Origin of the sequence: Nitrobacter sp. TKz-YC02, from assembly GCF_049852135.1 — a bacterium.
In the GTDB taxonomy this organism is placed as follows: domain Bacteria; phylum Pseudomonadota; class Alphaproteobacteria; order Rhizobiales; family Xanthobacteraceae; genus Nitrobacter; species Nitrobacter vulgaris.
Genome location: NZ_CP180728.1, coordinates 1 through 12,048, shown reverse-complemented (window position 1 = coordinate 12,048; position 12,048 = coordinate 1). Strand labels below are relative to the sequence as shown.

The window sequence follows — 12,048 nt, the reverse complement described above, 5'->3', positions numbered from 1 at the left end:
TGGTTTTTATTTTTACAACTAAAGATTGTTGGATTTCGGTTCTACAGTGCGACTGGGTTTTCGTGATGGTGCTCTGATTATTTCCAATAGTAATGGGCGCCCATTCCGGAGCCGTCAGGTCATTTATGCCGAGCCGATTCGTAAGCTCTACCTTTTGCATCGCAAACGAATAGTCAGCGACCACGAACTGGGTCCGTCAGAATTCTGGCGGCGGTCGAGCGGCAAGTCGGCTCCAAACTCTCGGTTGACGCCGCAATGCTTTGCGGGCTGCTTGACCGGCCCGGTTGTTCCTGCAATGAGGCTCAGGCGCTTGCAGTGAGAGACGGTGCGTCCGCGCGATGATGTCTCTTTCATCTTTCGCGATTGCGGGCCACGGCTCGATATTCTTCTAAACCGACACCGCGTGCGCTCGATCGCAACGCCCCGCATCGGGATCTTTCATGGCGCGTGACCAGATCGATATGACGCCGCTGCAATCGCGCGACGAACTCGTGGCTTGGCTGGAGGCAGGCGCGAAGCCTTCGTCCGAATTCCGCATCGGCACCGAGCACGAGAAAACTCCGTTCACGCTTCAGGGCCACGACCCGGTGCCTTACGAAGGGTCGCGCGGCATCGGCGCCTTGCTCGAGGGTATGCAACTGCTGCTCGGCTGGGAGCCGATCATGGAGCAGGGCAACATCATCGGTCTTTATGACGTCACCGGGGGCGGTGCGATTTCACTGGAGCCGGGAGGACAGTTCGAACTGTCGGGTGCGCCGGTCGAGACAGTGCATCAAACCCAAGCCGAGCTTGCAGCGCATCTGGCGCAGGTCAAGGAGATCGCGACGCCGCTCGGTATTGGATTTCTCGGCCTCGGCATGACGCCCTCCTGGTCGCTGGCGCAGATTCCGATGATGCCAAAGGGCCGCTATAGGATCATGCGCGACTACATGCCGAAGGTCGGCCGCTACGGCCTCGACATGATGTTTCGGACCTGCACGGTGCAGACCAATCTCGACTTCTCATCCGAAAGCGACATGGTCAAGAAGCTGCGGGTGTCGGTGGCGTTGCAGCCGGTTGCGACGGCGCTGTTCGCAAATTCTCCGTTCACCGAAGGCAAACCGAATGGCTTCCTGTCGTATCGTTCGGAAATCTGGCGCGACACAGACAACGCTCGCGCCGGAATGATCCCCTGGGCGTTCGAGGGCGGCATGGGTTTCGAACGCTGGGTCGACTACGCGCTCGACGTTCCCATGTATTTTGTCAAGCGCGGCGAAAATTATATCGACGTATCCGGCTCCTCGTTTCGTGATTTTTTTGACGGCAGGAATAACGCCATCCCCGGCGAGCGGCCGACCCTTTCGGACTGGGCCAATCATCTGTCGACAATTTTCCCGGAGGTGCGGCTCAAGCGGTATCTGGAAATGCGCGGCGCCGACGGCGTGCCTTGGACGCGTCTGCCGGCGCTTTCGGCGTTCTGGGTCGGGTTGCTCTATGACGACGCCACTCTCGATGCTGCGTGGGACATCGCGAAGCGCTGGAATGCGCAGGAACGGCAGGCGTGGCGCGATGACGTCTCGCGCTTGGGGTTCAAGGCTCGGATCAAGAATCACTATCTGTTCGAAATTGCCAAGGAGTGCCTTATGCTGGCGCATGGAGGCCTGCGCCGGCGCGGCCGTATCGACCATTTCGGTCGCGATGAGTCGCGGCATCTGGAGCCGCTCGATCAAATTCTGGATTCGGGCCGCTCTCCGGCAGAGGAGATGCTGGAGAAGTTCAACGGCGCGTGGGCTGGGTCCGTGGAACCCGCCTATAGCGAATACGCTTTTTAGAGGAGCCTTGGGTCGCGTCGCGAACAGGCGGCGGAACGGGCGATAAATACAAATCCGTTCCGTTTGCTTTGCGGGTGTGGGAGATTCGATTCTGCCGAATCGAGGGATCATTGGGTCAGCGGGTTGTTTCGCGGCAATTGTTCATCCGACGTACATCGAGGTCGGGATTTAATGAATCCCATCCGCGCACGTCCTTGTTCGGGATACGTCGTTTTGCGGCACGTGATGAAAGTCTATGCACTCAAGGTCGGCCTGACGCTGCTGGCAGGGCTGTTGTTGATCTCCGTTCCGGCGACGCGTCCGGCCTATGCCCAGACGAATTTCGATCGACCGGGCGCTGACTATCTGCGGGCGCCGCTGCGCTCGGGAGATCCGGCCGATTGCGGCTTGGCATGCGAACGCGACCGCCACTGCCGAGCCTGGAGCTTCAGCTATCCCACCGAACGGTCGGAAACCGCGGTGTGCTGGCTCAAGAATGCCGTACCGCCGCGGATCGCGAATCGGTGTTGCGTGTCCGGCGTTCGCGGCGCGGGCGTGATCGAGCGACGGATCGGCCCGGTAGAAACTTCCACCGACCGCTCTGGCGGCGACTATCGCAATTTCGAAGTCAAGAAAGACGACAGAGCCGACACCGATCAGATTTGCAAGCATGCCTGCGATGCCGATAGCAAGTGCCGGGCCTGGACCTATGCGCGGCCGGGATACGCCGGCAAAGCCGCGCGATGCTTCCTGAAAAAGGAAATCAAACCGCCGCATCGTAGACCCGGATTCACGTCCGGTGTCGTGCGATAGCTCGCGCAATCGCTATCCGTGCTGGGCCGGGACACGCCTGCGATAGATTTAACCGCCATCATGGATTCCTATCGGCGGGACGCGCAAAGTACCGCCGAAATCAGACAGCTGAAATCAGACAATTGAGTTTGGATAACTTTTGAGGCGTCACAGACTCACACGTCCACATTGGCGCTGAGCGAGTTGTCCTGGATGAACTCGCGGCGCGGTTCAACCACATCGCCCATCAGCTTGGTGAAGATGTCGTCGGCCTCGTCGACCTCCTTGATCTTCACCTGCAGCAGGGTACGCTCGCCGGTGTCGAGCGTGGTTTCCCAGAGCTGGTCCGGGTTCATCTCGCCGAGACCTTTGTAGCGTTGCAGCGCCACGCCCTTGCGCCCTGAGTCGGTCACCGCCTCGAACAGACTGACCGGACCATGGATCGCGGTTTCCGTATCCTTTCGGCGCAAGAGGCCGGGCCGCGGATAGGCGTCCTGCAGCTTCGCGGCGTATTCATCCAGCTTGCGTGCATCGGCCGAGCCAAGCAACGCGTCGTCAATGATGGCGACGTCCTTGACGCCGCGTACGGTGCGCTCGAAGAAAAAGCCCTGACCTTCCGCAAAGCGGCCGATCCACCCGCGTTCGACTTCGTCGGCGAGCGCGTCCAGCCGCTTCGCGATGTAATCGGCGGCGGCGTTGGCAGTGGCCAGATTTTCGGTGATCCTCGGATTCATCACGCCGGCGATCGCCGCCTGCTCGATCACCTCGCGGTTGTAACGGTTATGCAGATTCTGCAGCACGTTCCGGATCACGCGGGCGTCCTCCACCAGCGCCAGCAGATCGCGTCCGCTGCGGTCTTCGCCGGTGGCGAGTTTGAACACGCAGTCGTCGAGGCCGGTCTCGATCAGATAGTCCTCCAGCGCCCGCTCGTCCTTCAGGTACTGTTCGGACTTGCCGCGGGTCACCTTGTAGAGCGGCGGCTGTGCGATATAGAGATGGCCGGCCTCGATCAGCGCCGGCATCTGGCGGAAGAAGAAGGTCAACAGCAACGTGCGAATATGCGCGCCGTCGACATCGGCGTCGGTCATCACGATGATCTTGTGATAGCGCAGTTTCGCGAGATCGAAATCCTCGCGGCCGATGCCGGTGCCAAGCGCAGTGATCAACGTGCCGATCTGCTCCGACGACAGCATCTTGTCGAAGCGCGCGCGTTCGACGTTCAGGATCTTGCCGCGCAACGGCAGGACCGCCTGGAATTCGCGGTTGCGTCCCTGCTTGGCGCTGCCGCCGGCCGAGTCGCCCTCGACGATAAACAGTTCCGACTTCGCCGGGTCGCGTTCCTGGCAGTCGGCGAGCTTGCCGGGGAGCGAAGCGACGTCGAGCGCACCCTTACGCCGCGTCAGTTCGCGCGCCTTGCGCGCGGCCTCGCGGGCGGCAGCGGCTTCGACAACCTTGCCGACAATGAGCTTCGCCTCGGTGGGATGTTCCTCAAACCAGGCGGCGAGCGCCTCATTGATGACGTTCTCGACCACGGGCCGTACTTCTGACGACACCAGTTTGTCCTTGGTCTGCGACGAGAACTTCGGGTCCGGCACTTTCACCGAAAGCACTGCGGTGAGGCCCTCGCGGCAGTCGTCGCCGGTCAGCGCGATTCTCTCCTTCTTGGCCATAGCTTCGGCATAGCCGTTGACCTGCCGCGTCAGCGCGCCGCGGAATCCGGCCAGATGGGTGCCGCCGTCGCGCTGCGGAATGTTATTGGTGAAGCACAGGACATTCTCGTGGTAGCTGTCGTTCCACCACAACGCCGCCTCGACATTGATGCCGTTCATGTCGGCGCGGATCATGATCGGATCCGGCACCATCGCTTTCTTGTTGCGGTCGAGATACTTGACGAATTCGGTGACGCCGCCGTCGTACATCATCTGCTCGCGCTTCTCGACGGCGTGACGCATGTCCGAGAGCAGGATGTTGACGCCCGAGTTCAGAAACGCGAGTTCGCGCAGGCGATGCTCCAGTGTGGCGAAATCATATTCGATGCTGGTGAAAGTCTCGGTCGATGCCAGAAAGGTAACTTCGGTGCCGCGCTTGCCGCCGGCGTCGCCGACGACTTTCAACGGCGCCAGCGCATCGCCATGGGCGAATTCGATCAAGTGTTCCTTGTCCTTCCGCCAGATGCGCAGGCTCAGCTTGCTGGAGAGCGCGTTGACCACAGAGACGCCGACGCCGTGCAATCCACCGGAGACCTTGTAGGAATTCTGATCGAATTTTCCGCCGGCGTGCAGTTGCGTCATGATGACTTCAGCCGCGGAAACGCCTTCACCCTTGTGAATGTCGACGGGAATGCCGCGACCGTCGTCGCGTACGGTCACCGAATTGTCGGCGTTGAGGATGACCTCGACGGCGGTGGCATGTCCTCCCAGCGCTTCGTCGATGGCGTTGTCGACCACTTCATAGACCATATGGTGCAGACCGGAGCCGTCATCGGTATCGCCGATATACATACCCGGCCGCTTGCGCACGGCGTCGAGGCCCTTGAGAACCCTGATCGATTCCGCGCCATATTCGATTGGCGTGCCAGGTTCGGTATCGGCAATTTGCTGCCGGGCAGGTTCGATCATGAAAGGCCTTCAGAAGGTGTCCCGAGACATATGCGGTACATGCGGCTGAGAAGTCTATTTCTGGCATGAAAGCGGCACCGCGCCTAGCGCAAAGTGACCCACTTCAAGTCATTGAATAGATGTGATTTTTATCTGGTTTTTCAAGGACGGAAAAAGGCGATTCGCGGCGCCCTTAAAACGGCGATTCGCGCCTCTGAAAACAGCCGCCCGGCAGCATTCCGATTGCGGCGGATAACAACCCGCTCAACCGCATCAGGAGCGGATCCGATACATCGAGCTGATGGTCGCCGAGGAGCAAGTCAGTTGGCTGGTTTGAACCTCGGCGTAGAAATGCGCGTTATCAGTAAGCCTGTAGCGCCAGCACATCGCCATCGGGCCCGAGCATCAGGTCCCAGGCATCGTCGGCGCCGAGCTCAATTTGACCCGACTTGGCGGGGCGTCCGGCCACCTTCGTTGCGTACTTGTATTTGCCGGGCGGCAAATCGAGCGCGGGATGCTGGCTTGATTGCGGGCCGCCTGCGCCTGCCGCCAGCTTGATGGTCTGCTTGTTGATGGTGATGGTGGCGTCCGATTGTCCCATGTTGCCCAGCATCAGCCTCGCCTGACCGGGCTTAGGCAGCACTTCGCCCTTGGCGGCGGCGGCCGGAATCTTCTGCGCGAGGTTGACTGTGGTCTCGGCGTTCTGGCGGCCGAGCTTCAACATGGCCGGGCCATCGGGAGAGGTGAATGCCAGTTGGACGCGATCCGGTTGGGTGATCGCGCGGTCCGGCAACTCCTTCCATCCGCGTTTGCCCAGTTCGTCGCGATAGAAGGCAAGCACGGAAGCCAGATCGGCCGGAATACTGGCCTCGAGTTCCTGGCGGAACGGAGCATCGCTGCCCGGCAGCTTGCCCGTTGAGAGGGAACTCAAGGTATGTTCTTTTGGGACCGGCAACGCGGAATCCGGCTCTGCTTCAAGCGGCTTGGGAGCCGCTTTCGCAGCCGGCTGATCATCGGTGGCACTGGAGCCGGCATTCGCCATCTCGAGACCCGACCCGTTCGCGCTGACATTGGTTTTCGGGCCCATCTGCATGACGGTGATCGAAATCTCCTTGCCGCCCTTGGAGAACTGCATCGCGGCCATGTTGGGATTGTTGATGACTGAAGGCTGAGCCTTCCAGCCGAGCGGCTTCAGGGCGTTACGATAAAAACCTGCAAGCGCCTTCACGCTCGACTGTGATTCAAACTCGAGTTTGCCGTCTGAGCCATCGAACTCGACATTCTCCGCGCCTTCCGGCACCGGGATTGGCGTGGTCTTGCCGGACTGCGCATGCAAGGGAGCGTCCGACAGCTTCGCGGATTGTTGCGCGCGATGAGCACTGTCGGCTGCGATCAGCTCCGTCGCCATCGACATCGCGTCCTTCATGAAATCATCGTCGGCCTTTTCGCGCGCGCCCGGGCGGCCAGTGCGGCCGGGGTCACCTGCATGACGAAGCTGACGAGGGTCAGATCATATTTGTGGCCGAGCTTGAGCGTGCCGGTCTCTTCAGGAGAGGTGAAATTGAGCGACACCTCGTCCGGTGTGATGATCGCTCCCTTGGCCTCTTCCTTCCAGTTACGTGCGGCCAGTTCGCGACGATAGAAGGCGAGCACGGTAGGCATCTCGGCGGTCACCGTGGCGTGCGCCTCCCGGTGATCCGACGTCGCGTTGCCGGTGGTTCCGGCGTTTATGATGCGGTCCGGTCGCGGCAGGCCGTCCATATCGGGACCCGCTTGGAGATCTTGCGGCAGGGCAAATGGCGCGACCCTGATGTCGACAGCGGTTTTGTCGTCATCGAGTCGCCGTAACGACACCATGATCGGTAACTGCCTGTCGCGATCGTCACGCCTGAAATAGGCGCGCGCACCATTGTCGATCTTGTCGTCGATTGCGGCATTCGGCCAGCGCGTCTTGGCGTCGTCGGCGGATAACGCCGTCCACCCGGTTGCGGCGAGTTCGCGATTGAAGAAATCAAGATTAGCGTCGGTGTTGCCGTGGGCTGTGCAGCCGAAGTAAGGCCTGCGCTCATCGTAGACGATATCCGTTGCTCCCGGTGGAAACGGAACGTCGGCGTAGATCCGGTTGGCGCTGTAATGGACCGCGGATCGGTCCGGGCGGCCGAGCGCCTGTGTGAAGGATACCGACAGGCCATGCACGCCCTTCTTGAACAGCAGACCGGTCGCCGTCTCCTCGAGTGGCCGCACATATTGCATCCAGCCATTGTCGGTCATCAAAGCCTTCACCGACTGGACTGTGGAAGGCACCACGCCCTGCACCGTGTAGACCACGCGGTCGGTTTGCGAGTCCGTGGTTTCCTGCGCGTCCGGAAGGCGCGGCAACTGGTTGACCTCGACCATGCCGCTCTCCGCCATCGCTGCCGATGCGCCGGCAATCCACGCCAGCGAGAATGCAGCCAGAACGTATCGACGTGCCGGCGCGTGAGGTCGGCATTTCGGTGCGGGCATGATTGATATCTCCGGAGAACACCAAAAGGGGCGGGCGGCAAGTGTGCCGGTCAGGATGTCGTACAAAGCCTGGAGCATGGTCCCGAAAAATGAGAGCCGATTTTCGGATAGGATCATCCCCGTTCAAAGGACGAGCATTGAATCTGATTCAACGCCGTAGAACAGACTCTAGTCGTGCAGGATGAACCTTTGGTTCAAAGCGATGCCGGTGCTCGGCGGGCGATCCGTCCCGAGTCGACGTCGAAAATCTCGCTGCCGGCGCCGACGTTGGCGAACGCGGCCGGGTCAGCTCCACTCATCCAGACCTGGGCTCCGAGACCTTTGAGTTCGCCGAACAGCGCGTTGCGGCGGTCGGGATCGAGGTGCGCCACCACCTCGTCGAGCAGCAGCAGCGGTGTGATCCCCGTCATCTCGGCCACGAGGCCCGCATGGGCCAGCACGAGCCCGATCAAGAGCGCTTTCTGCTCGCCGGTGGAGGCGTCCTTCGCGGGCATGTTCTTGGGCGCATAGGTCACTTCGAGGTCGGTGAGGTGCGGGCCATCGAGCGTGCGGCCGGCGGCGGCATCGCGGGCGCGGTTCGCGCGCAGGATCTCGCGGTAGCGGTCTTCCACTGTCGTGGCCGGCGCGGTGAGCAGCGCGTTTTCCATCCAGCCGCCGATGCCGATTCTTGCCGAAGGGAATGAGGAGGCTCCGCCGCGCGCCTCCAATGCGGTGGAAAGGCGAGTGACGGTTTGTGCGCGCATCGCTGCGACCGCAACGGCAAGCTCTGCGGTTTCACGTTCGACGGCGCTGCACCAGAGATCGTCGTAGTTGCGCATCTCAAGCAGGCGGTTGCGCGAGCGCAGACTGCGCTCCAGCGCCGCGACGCGACCGGAGTGATCGTTGTCGATCGCCAGCACCAGGCGGTCGAGGAAGCGCCGTCTTTCCGACGCCGATCCGGTGAACAGGCCGTCCATCGAAGGCGTCAGCCACACCATGCGCAGATGGTCGCCGAAAGCGGCTGCCGATGCGACGGGCTCGCGGTCGATCCGGCATCGCCGGCCGCTCGGAGCTGCTTCATTGTTCGGCGCGTCGATGCCGGTGCCGAGCGTCGCAAGACCGAGCGCGCCCTGCACCTCGGCCGACACCGCCCAGGAGCCGTCGTCCGTGTTGTCAGCGATGTCTTCGCGCGTAGCACGCCGCAACCCGCGTCCCGGCGATAGGAGCGATACGGCCTCAAGGCAATTGGTCTTGCCGGCGCCGTTCGGCCCGACCAGCACGACCATCTCGCTACGCGTCTCGAACGTCGCGGCGCGATAGTTGCGGAAGCGGGTGAGGCTCAAACGGCGAATGCGGGAGGGGATCATGGGCAACGATTATCACATCCCCGGTCATCATCCGCGAAGGCACGATGATCCGGTCGTCCATAAGGTGCGATGCGGGTAATGGATGTCCAACGGAATACTGTATGCCACGCCTTCGTGGGCGTGACTTTGATGTTGGTTCGTTGTCGCCGGGTGCGGCTAAAGGGCCATCACACCCGCATCGGCATCAGCACATAGAGCGCGCCCTTGGAATCCCTGTCCTGCACCAGCGTTGGTGACCCGGGGTCGGCGAGCTTCAGCACCGCAGCTTCGCCTTCGATTTGCGCGGCGATGTCCAGGAGATAGCGTGAATTGAATCCGATATCGAGTGCGTCGGAGGTGTATTCGACTTCGAGTTCCTCGGTGGCGCTGCCGGAATCAGGATTGGTCACGGACAGAACCAGCTTGCCCGCTGATAACGCCAGCTTCACGGCGCGGCCGCGCTCACTGGAAATCGTCGAGACGCGATCGACCGCGGCCTCGAAGTCTTTTTTGTCGACGACCAGTTCCTTATCGTTGTTCTGCGGGATTACTCGGCCGTAGTCCGGGAAGGTGCCGTCGATCAACTTGGAGGTCAGCACGACGTGGCCGATGGTGAAGCGGATCTTGCCCTGCGACAATTCGATCCCGATCTCGGCCTCGCTGTCCTCGATCAACCGCTGCACCTCGCCGACAGTCTTGCGCGGGATGATGACGCCGGGCATTCCCTCAGCACCCTTGGGCAGCGCGAGATCGAGTTGCGCCAGGCGGTGACCGTCGGTCGCAACGCCGCGCAGCGTCGCGCTCTTTGCGCTGCCCGCGCCATGCAGGTAGATGCCGTTGAGATAATAGCGGGTCTCTTCGGTCGAGATCGCGAATTGGGTACGATCGATCAGTCGTTTCAGGTCCGCTGCAGCCAGCGAAAAGGCATGCGTCATGTCGCCAGCCGCGAGGTCCGGGAAATCGTTCTCCGGCAGCGTCTGCAGGGTGAAGCGAGAGCGTCCGGCGCGGATGGTTAAAACCGAGCGGTCGCCGTCGCCTTCCAGCACGATTTGCGCACCGTCGGGCAGCTTGCGGACGATGTCGTAGAACATGTGCGCCGGAACCGTGGTCGAGCCGCCGGTTCCGGTTTCCGCCACCAGCGTTTCCGTTACCTCTAGATCGAGATCGGTGGCCTTTAGCGACAATTTGGCGGTTTCGGCGCGAACCAGCACGTTTCCCAAGATCGGGATCGTGTTCCGCCGTTCGACCACGCGATGCACGTGGCTAAGCGATTTCAGCAGTTGCGCGCGTTCGACGGTGACCTTCATTGCAAATCCGTCCGATCAAATTCCCGTCATGTGCTGAAAATGCCGCGGGACCGCGGCACGTAAACCCCGAGTTCAACGCCGATTTTGCTTAAATTCGGCGGGACCGCAAGGTGGCGCGGAAGCCCGTCCGGCGCAAGCCTATGGCTCGCTCCGGTCCGGCCTTTTCCCGGCATTTTGGCAGAAAATTCCCGCCGCGCCGCGCCTATTCCTGAAGCTGGCGTTTCAGCAATTCGACTTCGTCGGAGAGCGTCACGTCTTTCGACACCAGCGCCTCGATCTTGCGGACGGCGTGCAGCACGGTGGTATGATCTCGCCCCCCGAACCGGCGGCCGATCTCGGGCAGGGAACGCAGCGTCAGCGTTTTAGCGAGATACATTGCGACCTGCCGCGGCCGCACCACATTGGCGGTGCGGCGCGAAGACAGAAGGTCCGAGCGGCTGACATTGTACTGTCGCGCGACGACCCGCTGGATGTCCTCGATCTTGATGCGCCTCGGTTCTTGGGGACGGACCAGGTCACGGACCTCGCGCTCTGCCATTTCGAGAGTGACCGGCTGGGCGTTGAGCTTGCTATGCGCCAGAAGCCGGTTGATCGCCCCCTCGAGGTCGCGCCCGTTGTGCGTGATCGTTTTCGCTAGATAATCCAAAACCTGTTCAGGCACGTCGAAACTGGCGTGATGCGTGCGCGCAGCTTCAACGCGCGATCTCAAAATGCCAAGCCGAAGCTCCTCGCCGAGCGAACCCATTTCGACCACGAGCCCGCCGGCGAGTCGGGATCGTACGCGATCGTCGAGGCTTTCCAGGTCGGACGGTGGCCGGTCGGCTGCAATGACGACTTGGCGGCCTGCATCGATGAGCGCATTCAACGTGTGGCAGAATTCGGCCTGTGTCGATTTGCCTTGCAGGAACTGCAAGTCGTCGATGACGAGAACGTCGATGCCGCGGAGTGCTTCCTTGAAAGCAAGCGCTGTCTGCGTCTTGAGAGCGGCGACGAAGCCATACATGAACTTCTCCGCCGTCAGGTATAGCACTCTGCGCTCGGTGCCTGCATTGCCCGCCCACGTGACGGCTTGCAGCAGATGGGTTTTGCCGAGACCGACGCCGGCGTGGATGTAAAGCGGATTGAACATCACGCTGTCGCCGCGCCGGCCTTCCGCCACCTGACGCGCCGCGGCGTGGGCCAGCGTATTGGAGCGGCCGGTGACGAAACTTTGAAACGTCAGCCTCGGGTCAAGGGGCGAACCGCCGAGGGCGTCGTGGTTGGCCGATGCCGGCGCGGTCGCAACCGTTTTCAGCTCATTGCCGTTCCGGCCCTCACTGCGTTCGAGACGGTGCACATCGGTTGCGGGTGCTTCCCTGACGGGCGCAGCGCAGCGCATGGCCGAGCGCACGGTAAGATCGATCCGGTGAACGTCCGGCAGTTCGGCCTGCCAGCAGGCCAGCACACGCTCGGCGTAATGCGCCTGGATCCAGCTTTTCAGGAACCGCGTCGGCACCGACAGGCGGACACTCTCGGCATGGACGCTCTCCAGATCCATTCTCGCGAACCAGCTCGAATAGATGTCCTCTCCAACGGTCGAGCGCAATCGACCCTTCACACGCGACCAGCGTTCCTGTTCTGTGTCTGACATTTCTCGTGACGACTTTTCTGGTTTGATGATGTTCGGATGCGGCTGCTTCTCTGGAAGGCCACGCATTCGCTGTGATCCTTCGAGGCGCTTCGTTTCGGCCAT

General features: G+C 61.6%; 8 protein-coding genes and 1 pseudogene. 3 read left to right on the top strand and 6 right to left on the bottom strand.

Annotation, left to right across the window (positions count from 1 at the left end; genetic code table 11):
- Positions 1-207 precede the first annotated feature (207 nt).
- The 3 genes and pseudogenes from ACM561_RS00045 to ACM561_RS00035 all read left to right on the top strand — a co-directional run.
- A pseudogene (locus tag ACM561_RS00045) lies at positions 208-342 on the top strand (MarR family transcriptional regulator); the annotation flags it as partial.
- A gap of 98 nt (positions 343-440) precedes the next feature.
- Positions 441-1,811, top strand: coding sequence for a glutamate--cysteine ligase (locus ACM561_RS00040; protein WP_425907110.1), 1,371 nt, complete (start codon positions 441-443; stop codon positions 1,809-1,811).
- 225 nt (positions 1,812-2,036) lie between these two features.
- Positions 2,037-2,603 carry a PAN domain-containing protein gene (locus ACM561_RS00035; protein ID WP_425907109.1) on the top strand — a complete coding sequence of 189 codons (567 nt, stop codon included), beginning with the start codon at positions 2,037-2,039 and terminating at the stop codon, positions 2,601-2,603.
- A gap of 155 nt (positions 2,604-2,758) precedes the next feature.
- On the opposite strand, the gene gyrB is transcribed toward ACM561_RS00035, so the two are convergent.
- From gyrB to dnaA, 6 genes are all read right to left on the bottom strand, one after another.
- Positions 2,759-5,200, bottom strand: coding sequence for a DNA topoisomerase (ATP-hydrolyzing) subunit B (gene gyrB / locus ACM561_RS00030; protein ID WP_425907107.1), 2,442 nt, complete (start codon positions 5,198-5,200; stop codon positions 2,759-2,761).
- Positions 5,201-5,540: 340 nt separating this feature from the next.
- Complete coding sequence (locus ACM561_RS00025; RefSeq protein WP_425907105.1) at positions 5,541-6,605, bottom strand: hypothetical protein; 1,065 nt, start codon at positions 6,603-6,605, stop codon at positions 5,541-5,543.
- The gene (locus tag ACM561_RS00020) at positions 6,602-7,684 is read right to left on the bottom strand and encodes a hypothetical protein (RefSeq protein ID WP_425907103.1); all 1,083 of its coding nucleotides are present in this window, start codon (positions 7,682-7,684) and stop codon (positions 6,602-6,604) included. The genes ACM561_RS00025 and ACM561_RS00020 overlap by 4 nt, the downstream gene beginning before the upstream one ends.
- Positions 7,685-7,878: 194 nt before the next feature.
- Positions 7,879-9,030: a DNA replication/repair protein RecF gene (gene recF, locus ACM561_RS00015; protein WP_425907101.1), complete on the bottom strand. Its 1,152-nt coding sequence runs from the start codon at positions 9,028-9,030 to the stop codon at positions 7,879-7,881.
- 167 nt (positions 9,031-9,197) lie between these two features.
- Positions 9,198-10,316 (bottom strand): DNA polymerase III subunit beta, encoded by a 1,119-nt coding sequence (gene dnaN / locus ACM561_RS00010; protein ID WP_425907099.1) that lies wholly within the window; start codon positions 10,314-10,316, stop codon positions 9,198-9,200.
- Positions 10,317-10,518: 202 nt separating this feature from the next.
- The gene (gene dnaA / locus ACM561_RS00005; protein ID WP_309774433.1) at positions 10,519-11,946 is read right to left on the bottom strand and encodes a chromosomal replication initiator protein DnaA; all 1,428 of its coding nucleotides are present in this window, start codon (positions 11,944-11,946) and stop codon (positions 10,519-10,521) included.
- Positions 11,947-12,048 lie beyond the last annotated feature (102 nt).